Source organism: Nonomuraea roseola, from assembly GCF_039535395.1.
GTDB lineage: Bacteria > Actinomycetota > Actinomycetes > Streptosporangiales > Streptosporangiaceae > Nonomuraea > Nonomuraea roseola.
In genome coordinates, this window is the sequence record NZ_BAAAXC010000015.1 from 418,771 (window position 1) to 435,667 (window position 16,897).

Annotated in this window: 18 protein-coding genes; 11 read left to right on the forward strand and 7 right to left on the reverse strand. The window is 69.0% G+C overall.

Annotation, left to right across the window (positions count from 1 at the left end):
* Positions 1–252: 252 nt before the first annotated feature.
* Together ABFX55_RS25005 and ABFX55_RS25010 are read left to right on the forward strand one after the other, a co-directional pair.
* On the forward strand, positions 253–987 hold the full coding sequence (locus ABFX55_RS25005) for an ABC transporter ATP-binding protein (RefSeq protein ID WP_346124806.1): 735 nt from the start codon (positions 253–255) through the stop codon (positions 985–987).
* Entirely contained in the window at positions 981–3,575 is a 2,595-nt protein-coding gene (locus ABFX55_RS25010; protein ID WP_346124808.1) for an ABC transporter permease, read from the forward strand. Before ABFX55_RS25005 ends, ABFX55_RS25010 begins: the two co-directional genes overlap by 7 nt.
* 43 nt (positions 3,576–3,618) lie before the next feature.
* On the opposite strand, the gene ABFX55_RS49955 is transcribed toward ABFX55_RS25010, so the two are convergent.
* From ABFX55_RS49955 to ABFX55_RS25020, 3 genes are all read right to left on the reverse strand, one after another.
* Positions 3,619–3,783: an integrase core domain-containing protein gene (locus tag ABFX55_RS49955; protein ID WP_379479100.1), complete on the reverse strand. Its 165-nt coding sequence runs from the start codon at positions 3,781–3,783 to the stop codon at positions 3,619–3,621.
* Positions 3,744–4,094, reverse strand: a complete 351-nt coding sequence (locus ABFX55_RS25015; protein ID WP_346124810.1) for a hypothetical protein — start codon at positions 4,092–4,094, stop codon at positions 3,744–3,746. The genes ABFX55_RS49955 and ABFX55_RS25015 overlap by 40 nt, the downstream gene beginning before the upstream one ends.
* Before the next feature lie 426 nt (positions 4,095–4,520).
* Positions 4,521–5,030: an MBL fold metallo-hydrolase gene (locus ABFX55_RS25020; RefSeq protein ID WP_346124811.1), complete on the reverse strand. Its 510-nt coding sequence runs from the start codon at positions 5,028–5,030 to the stop codon at positions 4,521–4,523.
* Positions 5,031–5,051: 21 nt separating this feature from the next.
* On the opposite strand from ABFX55_RS25020, the gene ABFX55_RS25025 reads away from it, so the two are divergent.
* Positions 5,052–6,158, forward strand: a complete 1,107-nt coding sequence (locus ABFX55_RS25025; protein WP_346124813.1) for a GlxA family transcriptional regulator — start codon at positions 5,052–5,054, stop codon at positions 6,156–6,158.
* 390 nt (positions 6,159–6,548) lie between these two features.
* Here ABFX55_RS25025 and ABFX55_RS25030 read toward each other — a convergent pair whose 3' ends face one another.
* Together ABFX55_RS25030 and ABFX55_RS25035 are read right to left on the reverse strand one after the other, a co-directional pair.
* A complete protein-coding gene (locus tag ABFX55_RS25030; protein WP_346124815.1) occupies positions 6,549–7,121 on the reverse strand; it encodes a GNAT family N-acetyltransferase in 573 nt (190 codons plus the stop codon).
* Between the two features lie 61 nt (positions 7,122–7,182).
* Complete coding sequence (locus ABFX55_RS25035; RefSeq protein ID WP_346124817.1) at positions 7,183–8,715, reverse strand: MFS transporter; 1,533 nt, start codon at positions 8,713–8,715, stop codon at positions 7,183–7,185.
* A 117-nt stretch (positions 8,716–8,832) separates the two neighbouring features.
* Here ABFX55_RS25035 and ABFX55_RS25040 point away from each other — a divergent pair, with 117 nt between their 5' ends.
* The 8 genes from ABFX55_RS25040 (at position 8,833) to ABFX55_RS25075 (ending at position 14,049) form a co-directional block, all read left to right on the forward strand.
* Positions 8,833–9,819: an Lrp/AsnC family transcriptional regulator gene (locus ABFX55_RS25040; RefSeq protein ID WP_346124819.1), complete on the forward strand. Its 987-nt coding sequence runs from the start codon at positions 8,833–8,835 to the stop codon at positions 9,817–9,819.
* Between the two features lie 159 nt (positions 9,820–9,978).
* On the forward strand, positions 9,979–10,251 hold the full coding sequence (locus ABFX55_RS25045; RefSeq protein ID WP_346131239.1) for a LysR substrate-binding domain-containing protein: 273 nt from the start codon (positions 9,979–9,981) through the stop codon (positions 10,249–10,251).
* Positions 10,252–10,370: 119 nt separating this feature from the next.
* Positions 10,371–10,952 carry a DUF998 domain-containing protein gene (locus tag ABFX55_RS25050; protein ID WP_346124820.1) on the forward strand — a complete coding sequence of 194 codons (582 nt, stop codon included), beginning with the start codon at positions 10,371–10,373 and terminating at the stop codon, positions 10,950–10,952.
* Between the two features lie 41 nt (positions 10,953–10,993).
* Positions 10,994–12,022, forward strand: a complete 1,029-nt coding sequence (locus ABFX55_RS25055; protein ID WP_346124822.1) for a sensor histidine kinase — start codon at positions 10,994–10,996, stop codon at positions 12,020–12,022.
* Positions 12,019–12,672 (forward strand): response regulator, encoded by a 654-nt coding sequence (locus ABFX55_RS25060; RefSeq protein WP_346124824.1) that lies wholly within the window; start codon positions 12,019–12,021, stop codon positions 12,670–12,672. Before ABFX55_RS25055 ends, ABFX55_RS25060 begins: the two co-directional genes overlap by 4 nt.
* Before the next feature lie 17 nt (positions 12,673–12,689).
* Positions 12,690–12,860, forward strand: a complete 171-nt coding sequence (locus ABFX55_RS25065) for a site-2 protease family protein (RefSeq protein WP_346124826.1) — start codon at positions 12,690–12,692, stop codon at positions 12,858–12,860.
* Positions 12,861–12,943: 83 nt separating this feature from the next.
* The gene (locus tag ABFX55_RS25070; RefSeq protein ID WP_346124827.1) at positions 12,944–13,378 is read left to right on the forward strand and encodes a M50 family metallopeptidase; all 435 of its coding nucleotides are present in this window, start codon (positions 12,944–12,946) and stop codon (positions 13,376–13,378) included.
* A gap of 32 nt (positions 13,379–13,410) precedes the next feature.
* On the forward strand, positions 13,411–14,049 hold the full coding sequence (locus tag ABFX55_RS25075; RefSeq protein ID WP_346124829.1) for a TetR/AcrR family transcriptional regulator: 639 nt from the start codon (positions 13,411–13,413) through the stop codon (positions 14,047–14,049).
* A 612-nt stretch (positions 14,050–14,661) separates the two neighbouring features.
* Here ABFX55_RS25075 and ABFX55_RS25080 read toward each other — a convergent pair.
* Positions 14,662–15,618, reverse strand: coding sequence for an endonuclease/exonuclease/phosphatase family protein (locus ABFX55_RS25080; RefSeq protein ID WP_346124831.1), 957 nt, complete (start codon positions 15,616–15,618; stop codon positions 14,662–14,664).
* Positions 15,619–15,655: 37 nt separating this feature from the next.
* A complete protein-coding gene (locus ABFX55_RS25085) occupies positions 15,656–16,897 on the reverse strand; it encodes a Gfo/Idh/MocA family protein (RefSeq protein ID WP_346124833.1) in 1,242 nt (413 codons plus the stop codon).

Consider the following 16,897-nt stretch of genomic DNA (forward strand, 5'->3'; position numbering starts at 1 on the left):
TCGATCGGCCGTAGTCGCGACCGGTGGATGCTGGGCTGATGAGCCTGACTTTTGGGAGGGTCTTCGAGACCTGGCCTCAGACCGGGCCCTCCTGGCGTGAACGGGGTGTTCGTGCTTCGAGCCCGTCCGCAGGGCCGGCCTCGGCGCCCGCTGCCGTCTGGTCAGGTCAGCGTCTTCAGGATCCGCCCACGGCCGGTACCCACATCTCGGCTGGAACCAGTACTGTTCCGGCAAACGGGGGAAGGGTATGCATTGACTAGTAGGTATGCTCTCGCACTGGAATCCGTGACGAAAATCTACGGTTCCGGTCGTAATGCGGTCACAGCCTTGAACGACGTGACGATGGGCGTGCCGCACGGGTCATTCATCGCGATCATGGGTCCCTCCGGCTCGGGTAAGAGCACGTTCCTGCACTGCTCGGCGGGTCTCGACAAACCCACGAAGGGTGGCGTGATCCTCGGCGACACCCGCCTGGCCGGCCTGAACGAGGAGCAGCTCACCGAGATCCGCCGGGAACGGGTCGGGTTCGTCTTCCAGGCGTACAACCTGCTCGACTCGCTCACCGTCGCCGACAACGTGGGCCTGCCGTTCCGGCTGGCCGGCGCTCCGGTCCCCGCCGACCGGGTGCGCGCCGAGCTGACGAACGTCGGGCTCGCCGACATGGGCGACCGCTACCCCGGGCAGCTCTCCGGCGGTCAGCGGCAGCGCGTGGCCATCGCCCGCGCCCTCATCACCGGACCCGACGTGATCTTCGCCGACGAGCCGACGGGCGCGCTCGACACACGTACCGGCAGGCAGGTGCTGCACCTGCTGCGGGAGGTCGTCGACCGGACCGGCCAGACCGTGGTGATGGTGACCCACGACCCGGTCGCCGCCTCGCACGCGGACTCGGTGACCTTCCTGGCCGACGGCCGGCTGGCCGGCGAACTCATCGGGCCGACTCCGGAGAAGGTGGCCGACCGGATGACCAGGCTGGGTGAGTGGTGAGCCGCAAGAGCGGGCCCAAGGCGGCAGATCCGCCGGCGGCCAAGAAGGCCAAGAAGAAGATCCGTACGCTCTCGCGCCAGAACCTTTCGTTGGCCTGGAGCACGATTCGCGGCCGCAAGGGCGGCTTCGCGGCGGTGCTGATCGCCGTCGCGGTCGGCTCCGCCGTGATCACCGCCTGCGGTGTGTTGCTGGAGACCGGTATCGGCTCGGGAGTCCCGGCCGAGCGGTACCACCGGGCGGCCGTGGTCGTCGGCGGCTACCAGGCCATGTCCGTCGAGGGCGATACGGACCCGCGGCTCTCCGAGCGGGTCCGGCTGCCCGCCGACACAGTCGCGAAGGTCGCCGCGGTCAAGGGAGTCGAGTCCGCGGTCGGGGACGTCAGCGTCCGTATGACCGTCCTCAGGAAGGACTCCGTCCTCGACGGCCCGTCCGTGTACGGGCACGGCTGGTCCGCCTCGGTGCTGGCGCCGTTCACGCTGCGCTCGGGCACCCAGCCACGAGCGGCCGACGACGTCGTGCTCGACAGCGACCTCGCCCAGCGGGCCGGGCTCGTCCCAGGAGACACGGTCACGCTGGTGACCGGGTCGAAACCGGGGTCGTACCGGGTCAGCGGCGTCGCCGAGCCCGCGGCCTCGCTCGACCGGCAGTCCGCGGTCTTCTTCACCGACGACCAGGCGGCGCTGCTCTACGGCACGTCCGGCAAGATCGACGCGGTCGGTGTGCTGGCCGCGAAGGGGACCGACGCGGGCGACCTCGCCGACCGGATCGAGAAGGCCGTGCCCGGCGTGGTCACGTACACCGGCGACGACCGCAGCGACGTCGAGACGCTCGACGTCGGGCAGATGCGGTCGTTCGTCATCGAGGTGGCCAGTGCGTTCGGCGCCACCATGATCCTGCTCGTGATCATCGTGGTCGCCGGCACGCTGGCCTTGTCGGTGCAGCAGCGCCGCCGCGAGTTGGCCCTGCTGCGGGCCGTCGGTGCCACCCCCCGGCAGGTGCTGCGCATGATCGGCAGTGAGGCCGTGCTCGTTGGCGGGATCGGCGCTGTGCTCGGCGCCGTCCCCGGCATCTTACTCGCCATGCTGCTGCACACCGTGTTCACGGCGGCCGGCGCGCTTCCGTCCGGCTTCTCGCTGGTGATCACGCCGCTGCCCGTGCTGTTCGCCCTGCTGATCTGCGTCCTCGCGGCCCGGATCGGCGGCTGGCTCGCGGCCCGGCGCGCCGCGAAGGTCAGTGCCGTCGAAGCGCTCGGCGACGTGGCCGTGGAACCGAAGAAGCTCGGCTGGTTCCGGCTCTCGCTCGGCGTGCTGCTCGTGCCCGCGGGCCTGGCCGTCGCGATCGTGCTGCCGATCGCGCTGCCCGGTGAGTCGGCCATCGAGGGCGCCGCCGGCTCCGCCCTGATCCTGGTGATCGCTGTCGGCCTGCTCGGACCGAGGTTGTTCGGCGGCATCGCGACGCTGATCGGCCGTCGCCCGGGCGGCGTCACCCGGTTCCTCGCCATCGCCAACTCCCGGGCCCGCGCCCGCCGGCTCAGCGCCGCCACAACCCCGCTGATCATGGGCGTGACCATGGCGTCCGCACAGCTGTTCAGCGGCACAACTCTCGCCGCGACCGCGCACGACCAGGTCGCCGACGGCTTGATCGCCGACTACGTGGTCACCTCCGACAGCGCGGGGATCTCACCCGACCTGGCCGAGGAGCTTCGAAGCGTTCCCGGCGTCCGCACGGTCGGCCCGGTCGCCCGGACCTCGACGATCCTCACCTGGCCCGATGGCGACAGCATCCAGTACCGGGTCTCCACGGCGCAGGGCGTCGACCCTGCGGCCGTACCGGACACCATGAACCTGGACGTGCTGCGCGGCGACCTGAGCGGTCTCACCGGGTCCACGGTCGCACTCAGCCGCCTCGTCGCCGGCACGGTCGGCGTCGACGTGGGCGGCCGCGTCGACGTGCACCTGGGCGACGGCACCGTCAAGAAGGCCATGGTGGTCGCGATCTACGAGAACGGGCTCGGCTTCGGCGACGTCACGCTGCCCCACGACATGGTCCTCGCACACACCACCGACCACCTCGACCAGTGGCTGCTGGTGAACTCCGACCGGGAGGCGGACCTGAGCGCGGCGCTGAAGGCGTACCCGACGATGAGCGCGCGTGACGCCGGGGCGGTCACCGCCGCACCGACCGCTGACGCGGGCGACAGCGGGATCAGCCTCGTGCTCAACGCCATACTGCTCGGCTATCTCGCCATCGCCGTCGTCAATACGCTGGTCATGGCGACGATCTCACGGCGACGCGAGTTCGCCCTGCTGCGCCTTGTCGGCACCCGCACCAGCCAGGTCCGGTCGATGATGCGCCAGGAGGCGGGCATCATCGTGCTCTGCGCGGTCATCGTCGGCACGATCGCCGCACTGCCGTCACTGATCGGGATGAGCTACGCGATACGCCACTCGGTGTTCCCCTCCATCCCTCCCCTGACCTACCTCGGCATCGTGATCGCGGCCGCGGTGATCGCCTGGCCCGCTGTGATGCTGCCGGCCCGGCTCGTACTGCGGCCCCCGGCCATCGAGGCGATCGCGCGGCCCGAGTGACGTACGACCGCTGTCGCAGGTGAGGCGTGGCTTCGGTCACGCCTCACCTGTTTCGCCGAGCATGGCGAACCGTGGGTGGGCGTTGCTGGCGGGACTGGTGCGGGCGATGCCCGTTGTAGTGCTCGGCGTACTCCTCCAGCACCGATCGCCGGTGGCGTTGGTCGTAGATCAGCATCCGGTCGGCGCATTCGGCTCGTACGGTGCGCACCCGGCGTTCGCGTAGCGATTGGCTCGAGGCGTCCGCGGCGGCATCTTCATCACCGTGACACCCTCGCCGGCGAAGATCTCATCGAAGAAGGCGGTGAACTCGGCATCCCGGTCACGGATGAGGAACCGGAACGAGCTGGCCCTCTGCGCGCGGTTCATGAGCAGATTGCGGGCCTGCTGGGCCGTCCAGGCGCCCGTTGGATGGGCGGTCACACCCAGGACGTGCCCGCGCCGCGTCTCCACCTCCATGACGAACAACACGTACAGACGCTTCGAGAAGACCGTGTCGACATGGAAGAAATCGCAGGCCAACAACCCTTTCGCCTGTAGACGCAGGAACGTCCGCCAGGAGGTGTCGAAGCTTCGGGGAGCCGGATCGGCGCGAGCGCAGAATCCGTCTCACCGTCGCTTCACTGACCTGCAAGCCGAGCCGAACCAGCTCACCGTGCACCCGGCGATATCCCCAGGGCGGGTTCCCCCGCGCCAGGCGCAGCACCAGGTCTCGAACCTCCTTGCTCATCCGGCGGCGGCCGACCCGGCTCGGATACGTCCATCGGCGTCGGACCAAGCGACGGTGCCAGGCCAGCAGGGTGCCCGGCTTAACCAGCCGATGAGCGCGCCTGGCAGATGGCGATAGCCGCGCCAGGGATCAAAGCGACGCCTCGTGGTACCTGCCACGACCAAACCTCTCCCCGGCTCGGTCTCCACGCTACGAGGGGGAGCTCAGTGCCGGTCCCGTCAGAGTGGCGTTTCCGGTCCGGGGATGAAAGCGGGGCCGTGGCCGGGCACGATGATGTCCGCGACGGACACCACCCGCTTGCGTGCGGTGCGGAGCGCGTCCATGTCGACGGCGTGCCTGTCTCCCTGCGAGGTGGCGTCGTTCCAGGCATGCGTGAACGCGACGATGCCTTCGCGCGTTCCGACAAGGGTGGTGATGTCCTCGAAGGTGTGTCCCGGCGTGCGGATCAACATGATCCCTGGGCTGAGCCGGTAGCCCTCGGCGTCCCTCCAGATCCACTCATCGTCGCGGTAGATCGCCCAGTGGTCATGGAACCTGGCGTTGGGGAACAGAGCCGCGTTGAGAGTGTGGTCGGGGTGGTGGTGACTGAACACCACGTCGGTGACCTGATCCGGTGCCACTCCCCGAGCCGTCAGCGGGTCGAGGATCAACGACCGGCTACGCACCATGCCGGGATCGATCACCAGCCGGACATCGCCGTCTTCTACATAGCCGACCGTGCTGGCCACCCCTGCGCTGCCGTACCCCTCATGCAGTACGGCCTGAACCGCGCTGGCCGTCAAATCCGTCATTTCACCTCTTTTCTGTGTTTCATGATGAGTGTGGAGCGGCCGGTCCACGGCCGGAAGTGGCAAGACTGCAGACGTTCGCCGGATTTCTGCCATGATGCGGTAGTGCGCCCTTTCCGTTCGATCGCTGCCTTCGCGATGCAAGGAGTGAGCGCCTTCAGCCTCGGGCTGGTGGGCAAGGTCTTCGCTGACCGCGCGCGACTGGGCCTGCCCGCCTTCGAGTTCTTCGTGTGTGCGGAGCGGCCCGGCGATGTGCGTACCGACCTCGGCCTTCCGCTCCATGTCGAGTTCGGGTTGAACCATCTCGCTCGAGCGGATCTGATCATCTTGATCCCCCCGGACGATGCGGTTCCGCCCGATGCACCCTCATCCGCCGTGGTGGGCGCGATTCGCGCCGCCAGCGAGCGGGGTTCGATCGTCGCGAGTTTCTGTACGGGGTCCTTCGTCCTGGCGGCCACAGGTCTGCTCGACGGTCGCCGCGCCACCACCCACTGGAGCCTGGCCGGCGACTTGGCCGCTCGCCACCCGACCGTCACCGTCATGCCAGAGGTCCTCTACGTGGACGAGGGCACCGTCGTCACCGGGGCCGGCGCGGCCGCCGGGATCGACCTCTGCCTCCACCTGCTGCGCCGCGAACACGGCGCGGCGATCGCCAACGTCATCGCCCGCGAGATCGTCGTCGCCCCCCACCGCGACGGAGGCCAGGCCCAGTACATCCCCGTCCCCGTGCCGACCGACGGTTGTGACGAACGGCTCGCGGGCGTGCTGGACTGGGCGCGGCGGAACCTGGACAAGCCGCTGTCGGTCAACGACCTCGCGGCGCAGGCGCTCATGAGCCCCCGCACGTTCGCCCGGCGTTTCAGGATGGCGACAGGAACCACACCGTACGCATGGCTGCGCACACGACGGCTTGATCGCGCCGAGGAACTGCTCGAGATCACCGACCTGCAGGTCGAACAGATCGCACACCAGGTCGGCATCGGCTCGGTCTCCGTGCTCCGCGAGTTGTTCATTCAGCGCCGTGGTGTGTCGCCTCGCGCATATCGGCGAGCCTTCAGCCAGTTGTGAAGACGCCACCGCCGCCTCAATGGCATCGGACTCCTAGTTCTCCGCTCCTCAAAGGAGGGAGGTGCAGCGGTGTCCACGTTGACGAGTCTTGTGAGCTGGGTCATCGCCACGGCGGTGGCGTCGGCGATCTCGCTGGGGTCGGCGAAGGTCTGCTCTGCCAGGGCCCGGCGTCGAAACAGGCGCCTGTACCGCATCAAAACGCATCGCACAGAGCTGACCTGATACTTCATGGCGTTGGCCATGCGGCTCGTACACCTCGGTGACACTGACGCGTGATGCGACATCGGCGGGTCAGCCGTCCTCGGTCCGTGCTCGTCCACCCCGGAACGCGCCGACAGGTCACGGCACGGCCGGACACTGAAGCGTCCCCGCCGCCGCTGGCGCCTCCTTTCACAGGTTGCGGCGCATGCACACGCGGGGCCATCGATCCAGGCCATGTGCGGCCTCACGCCGGCGGACGGCGCGTAGGCCGGGTGTCAGGTCGTTGTCGTTGAGGGTTACGAACCCACAGCGGGTGTAGTAGGGAGCGTTCCACGGCACGTCGGTGAACGTGGTGAGGGTGAGGGCCGGTATCCCGGTGGCCGTCGCCTGGTCGGCCAGGTGGTCGATGAGCCGGCGTCCCACCCGGCGGCGTGCGCTGCGGGGATGTACCGAGACCTGCTCGATGTGGAGATTGCCGTCGACGAGGTCTGCGATGAGGTAGGCGACCGGCACGTCCGCGGGGTCGGTGGCGGCCCAGGCCATGTCGGCGCTGAGGTAGCGGGCGAATGCCTCGAGGGGCAGCGGCTCGTCCTGGGCGATCTCTGGCATGCCGATGTCGAAAAAGCAACGTCCTGCGGCGCGCTCGATGTCTTGAAGGAGGGCGAACTCGGCCGGGCGGACCGCTCTGATCCGGATCGGGTCATCGTAGCCGCTGCCCTCGGAAGCCTGGCGGTGGTGGTGCGGGTTCATGGGGGAATTCATGGGCGGAACCAATCCGGGTGGCGGGACGGTGAGCGGCCTGTACTCATGCGGTGGGGTGCGCTCAGCCACGAGGGCCCCGCGCGGCGACGGTGTCCGGCACCGAGGCTTGCTCGGATGGGGCAGGCGAGCGGCGAACCAGGGCCAGCACGGCGCCCCCTGCGATCAAGGCGAGGATGCCGCTCAGCAGGAATATCGAGTCGAGTCCTGCGGCGTAGGCGCTGCGAAGAACGTCTTCCACGGCCGCTCGCGTGCCGGTGGATGCCTGAGCGAGCAGTTCCGGGTACGCGCCGCCGGTCAGTTCCATTGCCGCAGCACCGGGGTCGGCGAATGAGCCGCTGCCGGCCAGCACGCCTTCGGCCTGCCCCGCCGATACCGTGGCCAGGAGCGGGAGGGCGATGGCGTAGCCGAGCTGCCGGAAGGTGTTCATGGCTGCGTTGGCCATTCCGGTGCGGTGAGGCGGTGCGGCGGTCAAGGCCGCGGACGCGAGCACGGGGGAGGCCAATCCCACCCCGAGGCCGGTGAGGCACAGCGAGGGAATCAGCACGCTCCAGCCGGAGTCCGGGCCCAGGAGCATGCCCAGCAAAGTGCCGGTGCCGACCAGCAGCAGCCCCCAGCCGATGGAATGCCGCGGCGCGACGTTGTGCAGCAGCCGGCCACCGGCACCGGCTACCACGAAGGCGACGGCGGCCAGCGGGGTCAGCGCCAGCCCCGCCATCATGGGGCTGAGGCCGAGAATCGACTGTGCCCACAGCGAGACGAACACGAGATGGGCGAACGCGGACGCGGTCAGCGCCGCCCCGGCGAACATGAGGGTTGAGAAGGACGGCTGCCGAAACAGCGACAAATCGATCATGGGATTGGTGCGGCCTCGCTCCAGCAGCACGAAAGCCGCTGCGGCTGCCGCTCCGGCGACCAAGACGCCAACTGTGGCCGGATCTGTCCATCCGTGCTCTCCGGCGCGGATGAGGCCATAGACCATCAAGGTGGCGGCGAGAGTGAAGGCGGCGGTGCCGGGCAGGTCGACCCGGCCGCCGCTCGAGCCGCGTGATTCAGCGATCGCGCGCATGGCGATCAACACGGCGACGGCGGCGACCGGCAGATTGACCAGGAAGATCGCTCGCCAGCCCGCGTGCTCGGTCAGCAGCCCTCCGAGAATGGGTCCGGCCGCGGCGGCTGCCCCGTTGGCCGCCCCCCACACGCCGAAGGCCACCGATCGGTCCCGGCCGGTGTAGGTGCTGCCCAACAGCGCCGCGTTGGTGGCGTACATGGCCGCGGCGCCAAGACCTTGCACGCCCCGGGCAGCGATCAGTGCGGCAGTGTTCGGCGCCATTCCACAGGCCAGCGAGGCGACCGCGAAGACCACCAGGCCGGCCACGAAGACCCGGCGCTGCCCGAGCAGGTCCGAGATCGACCCGGCCGCCATCATGAGGGCGGCCAGCACCAGCACATAGAGGTCAACGCTCCACTGCAGCGCTGCGAACGAGGAGTGCAGTGCGCCGGCTATGGCGGGCGCCGCGACGCTGACGATGGTCAGGTCCACCAGCAGCATGAACGTACTCAACGAGATCGCCAGCAACGGCAACCACCTGCGCATGATTCCTTACCTCTCCACGATTGCGGACATGCCGCGCAGAGATTTCCAGACATCCCTCAGCGGCAGGCGCTCAGGCGCCGGATACGGCGCTATCCGACACGCTGCTACGGTCCTGCGGTGGATCCACTCACACTCGACGAACTCGACCGGCGGCTGGTGCACGCCCTACAGATCGACGGCCGCGCGGCGTTCAGCCACATCGCCGCCGTGCTGGGCACCTCCGATCGCACGATCGCCCGCCGGTATCGACGGCTGCGCTCAGCAGGCGCCGTACGAGTGGTGGGCCTGCCCAACGGCCGGCACCTCGGTCAGGTCGACTGGCTGGTCCGCCTACGGTGCACCCCCGACTCCGCCACCGCCGTGGCAGCCGCACTGGCGCGCCGCCAGGACACCTCATGGGTCAGCCTCATCTCCGGCGGCACCGAGATCACCTGCATCACCCGGACCAGCGGCAGAGCCAAGGACAGCGAGTTGCTGCTGCAGAAACTGCCGCGCACACCGCGCATCACGGCCGTCACCGCGCACTGCCTGCTCCGCGCCGTGGCCGGGACCGGCGGCTGGCCGGGCCGTACAGCCGCACTCAACCGGCAACAGATCGACGACCTGCGGCCCGCGTCAACACCGACTCCCCGGACCGACCACAACGTCGAACTCACCGACGCCGACAACAGACTCCTCACCGAACTCGCCAAGGACGGCCGCACCAGCTACCCGCACCTGGCCGGTGCCACAGGCTGGTCGGAAACCACCGTCCGACGCCGCCTGGACCAGCTACGCCGCACCAACGTCCTGTACTTCGCCGTCGAGGCCGACCCTCTGCTGTTCGACCACACCACCGAAGCCATGTTGTGGCTCACGATCGCCCCAGCCGCACTGACCACCGTCACCCAAGCCCTGTCCACACACCCCGAGATCGGCTTCGCCGCCGCCACCACCGGACCGGCCAACGTGGTCGCCTTCGTCGTCTGCCGCGATGCCGACGCGCTCTACGACTACCTGGCCACCCGCATCGGCACCCTTGACGGCATACTGCAGGCCGAAACCGCACCCGTCGTCCGCCGAGTCAAAGGAGCTGGCACACTCCTCATACCATCCGCAGGCTGAGAGGGCACCCGCAGCCTCATCGACCGCCTGTAGCTCGTCCCTGAAACGCGTTTCAGGGACGGCCGACGACGGCGTGATCATGTTTCCGCAGGAACGATCGTCCCGAAACCCGTACATCTTCATTGCTACCGGGCCTGCTGCGAGCCCCAGTTCCGGACGATCGACTTCGGCGACCCCTTCGGCCCCCTGCGCGAGGGCAGGGTCGACGTGGCGATCCTGTGGCTGCCGGTTCTGGAGCCCGACCTCACCGTCGGCCCCGTCGCCTACATCGACTCCGTCGTGCTCGCCATGGCAGCCACCCACCGCCTCGCCGGCCATACGTCGGTCTCGCTGGAGGACCTCGGCGACGAGGTCGTCATGGGCGGCGCCAAGCCCGCCTACTGGCCTGGTGAACCCGTGGAACTACGCGATATCGAGATCTTCTTGACGTAGAGGTCGTCGTCGGGCTTATCGGGGCACGCTGGGCGACAGCTCATACATCGATTGGTGTACCCGCAGGTGTCTGCGAACGGACGACGCCGGGACCACGCTCGGTCTCTAGCGTCGGAGCCATGAAGAAGATGGTTCTTGCCGGCGTCGGTGTCGGCGCTGCGGCTTTCACGATCTCGGATGTGGTCAACAGGGAGATGAGCCCCGTTGGCGAGACGGTCAGCAGGTTCGTCAACACGGGCGCAGGATGGCTGGTCCCGCTCGGGCTGGCCGCCGTCGCGCTCGCCGCGGCAGCCCTCACGGTGGCGGCGGCTCACACCGGCGCCAGCCGTGCGGGGACCTGGCTGCTCGGTATCTGGTCGGCGGGTGTCCTCGTGGCCGCGATCTTCCCCGCCGACCCGCCGGGGCGCTGGGACAACCCCTCGGTCTCCGAGACCGTCCACGGCTTGGCCGCATGGGCGGCCTTCTTGGCCTTCATGATCGCCGCTGTGCTCCTCACCAAAACGTGGCCGCGGGACGCCCTGCTCACCGGTACCACCATTGTCGTGGTGGCTGGGATGATCCTGTTTGTGGTCACCCTCGTCGACGTCATGATCGCCCGTTCTCTGCCGCCGGTGGTGGGGCTGACAGAACGCATCGCCATCGCCGCCAACCTCGCCTGGATGGCACTGGCCGCCGTCCGCCTGCCCCGCAACAGCCAATGACCTTCACCCTGCTTCCCGCGGTCCTCACGACGGTCGCTGTCTTGACCGGGCTGGCGGCGGTCGGGGCCCCGATCGGCTGGCCGGTGGTCACGCTGGGGCTCCTGCTCGGCGGGCTGCTGGTGGTGCGGCGGCGATGGCCGGTTGGCGTTCTGCTGGCCTCGGCGGTCGTGCTGATCGCCTTTCAGGGGGCGGGACTGTTCGAGGGCGGCTGGGTGTGGCCGCTGACGGTGGCCTGCTACACCGTCGCCGCGGCGGGCCGTACCCGCTGGGCGGTCGGTGTGGGACTGTTCCTGCTGGTCTACGCGCTGGTTTGGGATTGGGCCGTCACGGACGGTCCCCCGGCCCGCGCGCTCGCGGCGAGTGGGGCCGAGGCGCTCTGGCTGGCGCTCGTGCTGGCGATCGGCAACGGCCGCGACCTCCAGGCGCGCTGGCGAGCCCAGATGGAGGAGACGCGCGAGGCCGACGCTCGCCGCCGCCTTGCCGAACAGCGGCTGGAGATCTCCCGCGAGCTGCACGACATCGTCGCCCACACGCTGGCAGTGGTCGGCGTGCACCTGAACGTGGCCGCCGACGCGCTCGATGAGTCCCCCCAGGATGCGCGCCAGGCGCTGCGCACCGCGATGGACGTGCGCGGCAAGGCCATGGCCGACCTGCGCTCCCTCATCGGCGTGCTGCGCATCGACGGCGACCCGGCCCCTCAGCCGGACCTGGGCGCCATCGCCGACCTCGTCACCGCCGCCAGAGGGGCCGGACTGGACGTCACCCTGCACGAGGAGGGCGACCCCACGACCGTCACTGGACCCCAGGCCGTCGCGGCCCACCGGGTCGTCCAGGAGGCACTGACCAACACCATCAAGCACGCCAACGCCACCCACGTATCGGTACGGCTGCGCTACACGAGCACCGAGGTGGCCGTGGAGGTCGTCGACGACGGCTACGGGGCGGCAGCTCCCACCGAGGGGCACGGCCTGACCGGCATGCGCGAGCGTGTCACTACCCTGGGCGGCATCATGAGCATCGAAGGGAACGGGGGCTTCACCGTACGGGCGAGCATCCCCCTGCAGACATGACGATCAAAGTACTGCTCGCCGACGACCAAGCCCTCGTTCGGGCGGGCTTTCGCAGCCTGCTCGCCCGGTCTAAGGAGCTCACCGTGGTCGGCGAGGCGGCCACGGGTGACGACGCGGTACGGCAGGCCCGCGCCGCCGAGCCCGATGTGATCCTCATGGACATCCGCATGCCCGGCATGGACGGCATCGAGGCAACGCGTCGGGTCCTCGCCGAACGTCCGGCGACCAAGGTCATCATCCTGACCACGTTCGACACCGACGAACACGTCTTCGCCGCGCTGCGCGCCGGCGCCAGCGGCTTCCTCACCAAGGAGGTCGAACCGGCCGAGTTGCGCCGGGCCGTCGCCGTGGTGGCAGCGGGAGAGTCGCTGCTGTCACCGAGCGTCACCCGACGGGTCGTCGAGCAGTTCGCTCAGCGGCCCGCCCCGGTATGCGGCGACGGGCTCGCAGTGCTCACCACCCGCGAACGCGAGGTCGTCCGCCTGGTGGCCGAGGGTCTGTCCAACGATCAGATCGCCGCAAAGCTCGTGATCAGCCCGCTAACCGCCAAAACACACATCGCCCGAGCCTTGATGAAGCTGAATGTCCGCGACCGGGTACAGCTGGTGATCCTCGCCTACGAGACCGGTCTGGTACAGCCGGGCTACTGAGAGGGGGAGGGCCCGGCTTGTCGGCGAAGATGCGGATGCAGCCGGCGGCTTCGAGCGCGCGGGTCTGCCGGGTGGGCTTCGGCTCCACAGTCTGGTCCCGGCGCAAGGGCGAGACCGAATACGGCATCAAATGGATTCCGCTCGGCGGCTACATCCGCATGATCGGCATGCTGCCGCCGCGTCCCTGAGCGGATCCCGCCAAGGTCGGAGCACGGCGACAGGATCGTTCCAGGGGCTGATCGAGTCCGCCCGCGAGGCCGCGCCGGAAGAGGTGCGTCCGGGCGACGAGAACCGCGTCTTCCACCGCAAGAAGTGGTGGCAGAAGGTCATCATGTCCGGCGGCCCGGCGATGAACTTCGTGCTCGCGTTCGTCTTCTCCGCCATCCTGCTGGTCGGCATCGGGCTGCCCGCCGAGGCCCCGATGGTCTCGCCCGCCACCCACGCGTGCGTGATCCCCGTCTCCGAGCAGCGCGCCGCCTGCAAGCCCGGCGACCAGCCCACCCCGGCCGCGCAGGCGGGCCTCAAGCCGGGCGACCACATGGTCTCCTTCAACCGCGCCACGATCGGCTCCTGGGACGACGCCATCAGCCTGGTCCGCTCCCACGGCGCATCTCGCCGTCACGAATGCGCTCGCTTCGCTGCGGCTGTTGCCGATGCTCAACGAACGGGCCGACAGATGGCCTGCCCTTGCCTGCCAAATGGTTGACCATGCCGGATTCCATCCATACCGTCCGATTCATGAACCCTGCTGCCGACGAACAGCGCGAGACGATCCTGCAGATCGCGACCCGCATGTTCGCGGCTCTCGGATACGACGGGACTTCCCTTCAGCAGATAGCGGAGGCCGCTGGATTCGACGTCGCCGCGGTGACCTCCTTGTTGGGGAGCAAGCGGGACCTCTACCTCACCATCATGGAGCGTGCCCACGAGGCTGATCGCGCCGCGATCGAGGCGGTCATGGCCCGGTTCACTCCGCTGTCTCCCGCCGACGCCCCCAAGATGATCCACGCGCTGGCCGACGACTATCTGGACTTCTGCCTGTCCAACCCGCAGATCCCCGCGCTCTGGGCGCACCGCAGCCTCTTCGACGCCCAGGACATCACCGACCTCGAGCGTCGCTACGTCTGGCCGTTGCACGCCCAGATCCACAAGAGCATCCAGCCCGCCCTCCAGGCCGGGCACATCGACGACGCCCCCGGCTTCAGGTACGTCCTGTGGACGATGATCTGGTGCGTCGAAGGCTTCTGCTGCGGCGACGTACTCGACGACGAGGGCAACCGCCTCGGCCCCGATGATCAGCAAGCCCGTATGGACTTCCGCAGGTACCTCCACCTTCTGCTCGACCGTCTGCTCACCCCGCCGCAGAAGACCCCCTGACGCAGGCGGACGCTTGAGAATGCCCGACAACGGCGGGACCGCTCCACAGCGCGGGACCAGGCGCGGCCGGCCGAGTCGGTGCTACGCAACCCGACGCTGAGACGATCACCTTCACGCGCCCCCACACGGTCGCCCGGACAGCGGATCAATGCTCCTGCCGTTGGAGGAACACCGACAGGCTGCTCGGCTCGGCTGGAGCGATCGGCGTGAAGACGGGACACATCCGCGACGTGGGCTACACGCTCGCTTTCGCCGCCGAGCGCAACGGCCACAGGTACATCGGCGTGATCCTCGGCGAGACGAATTCCAGCCGACGCTTCCAAACCGCCCAGGCGCTCCCGGACTGGGCGGACAGCCAACCGCCAACCGCAGCGGCAATGCCTGGACCGGGGCACTTGCCCGCCTGGTCGTCAAGCACCTGTCCACCCGTGCAGAGGTGATCGCCGTGGTGCGCGACCCCCTGCAGGCGTCCAGAGACCGGCGACTTGGTCGCTCGCTGACTTCCATGATCGCCGTGCAACGAGCGCGTCCCCTGCCACGCCCGGGCATCGCGCTCGACTGGTATCAGCTGGTACTGATACCAGTCGAGTGCCTGCCTGCCGTACCGTGCGGTCAGTTCTCCCAGGCGGCGGCGCCCCGCAGGAGGTGATGGTCGGACATGCCTGGGGTGCAGGCGGCCGCGTCACCGCGCACGGTGGTGAACCAGTAGTGGCTCAGGAAGATGTAGTCGATCTTTCCGGGCTCGCCGACCTTGGGCGAGCATCCCGGTTCTGCGGTCGCCTCACCGCTGCGGCAGCGGTCCTGGTCCTGGCCGCACTCAGTCCCGGTGAAGTAGCTCTTGTCATTCTCGTCGACCTCCTGGAACACGCCATGACCGCCGGTGTGGTCATACAGCGGGTCGAGGACGTCGTCCTTGGGCAGCACGTTGAAGTCCCCGCCCAGCACCACCGGGTCGCCTTGGGCGGCGAAGGTTTCGGTGAGGGAGGCGACGCGTTCCACCTGGGCCACGGCGGTCGAGCGGTGGTAGTCGATGTGCGTGTTGCAGGCACGGACCGCCCGGCCGGTGACCGACGCCCTCGCGCACAGCATGATCCGGTTCTCGACCGGCTCGACCTCGGGCAGCGCGTGGACGCTACGGGAGCCGTTGTTGATGGTCCCCGCCTCCCCCTTGGCGAAGATCACCAGGCCGAAGCGGTGATCCGTACCCCATCGCGAGCAGCCCGAGGCCGACGGCAGAGCCGCCGCCCAGACGGAGTCGTACCTCGGTCCGCCGGAGCGGCTCTGCAGGTGGTCGCGCAGGAGCGTCCACTGGCCGTAGCAGACCTCCTGGAGCATCACGAGGTCCGCGCCCCAGTAGTCGATGGCGTGCACGAGCTGGTCACGCCAGGCGGCCGGCGAGTCGCCATAGATGTTCGCGCACTGAGCCGCGGCGCCGCAGACGTTGTAGGAGATGAAGCGCGGCCGCGGCCAGTTGTCAGCGTCGGGGGTGTCCGCGTGGGCGGACCCGGTGGCGAGGACCAGGGGTAAGGAGAAGAGCGTGGCGAGGAACGTTCTGAGTGCTGCCCGCATCGGCGAGTTCCTTTCGTGATCGGTTTCGGGTGGTGGCTCACTCCACGGTGATGATCCGGTCGGTGAGCCTGGCTCTCTCGGCGGCGAAGACGGCGAGATGGGAGGCGAGGGATTCGGCGGGCCCGGAGCGGATCCGGTCGCGCTCGCCGTTGGAGACCGCGGCGACGAACGCCGCCATCAGGCGTCCGTCGCCGCCCGCGTGGCCGCCGCCCGCCGTCGCGTCCCCGTCCATCGTCACGGCGACGGCCGTGGAGAGGCCGGTGCGGAAATCGTGGACCCGCACGCTCTGGCCGTCGCACGACAGCTCGCCGTGCGTTCCGAAGATCCGGGTACGGCGGTGCCCACCGGTGGTGAAGGCCGTCATGGTGAACGTCCCGCTGGCCCCGCCGTCGAACTCCATGGCGACGACCTGGTGATCGACGACGTCGTTGTCACAGTCGTAGACGCATCTGCCGTACGGGCCGTGCCTGAGGGCGCTGGTGAGGGCCTCCTCGGTGAAGGTGGGTGTGACCACGCTCAGCGGCCACCCGTGCCGCCCTTCGCGCAGGCGGCCGAAGTACAGGCGGGTGGCCGAGTAGGGGCAGTCAGGCTCGACCGCGCAGTCCAGGCACCTCGCGGCGGCCCCCTCCGGACGATTCTCGGGGCGGAAGTGCTTGAGCCCGCCGAAGCTGGAAACCCGCCGGATGCGACGGCCCACGACGTACTGGAGCCAGTCGAGGTCGTGGGACGACTTGGCCAGCAGCATGAACGCCGACTGGTCCGAGCGGCGCCAGTTGCCGCGTACGTAGGAGTGCGCCTGGTGCCAGAAGCCCACGGGTTCGAGATGCTGGATGGACACGATCTCCCCGATCTGCCCGGATTCCAGCACAGATCTGACGGTGTCGGTGTAGGGCGCGTACCGCAGGACGTGGCAGACGGCGAAGATCACTCCGGCTTTCTCCACGGCCGCGACGATTTCACGGCACTCGGCCTCGGTCGGCGCCAGTGGTTTCTCCACCAGGATGTGGTAACCGAGCTCGGCGAAGGCCTTGGCGGGCTCGGCATGCTCGCCGTCCTGGGTGGCGATCACGACGGCGTCGGCGATCCTGCCCATCTCGGCCAACTGCTTCCAACCGGTGAAGCGCGGGGCGCCGCTCTCGGCGGCCAGGGGCAGCGCCCGTTCCGCGGATGGGTCGGCGACGGCCACGATCCGCGCCTGCTCCGGATGTGCCAGCGCCCACCGGGCGTATCCGGTGCCGCGGTCTCCGGCTCCGACGATGGCCAAGGACACGGGTGACAT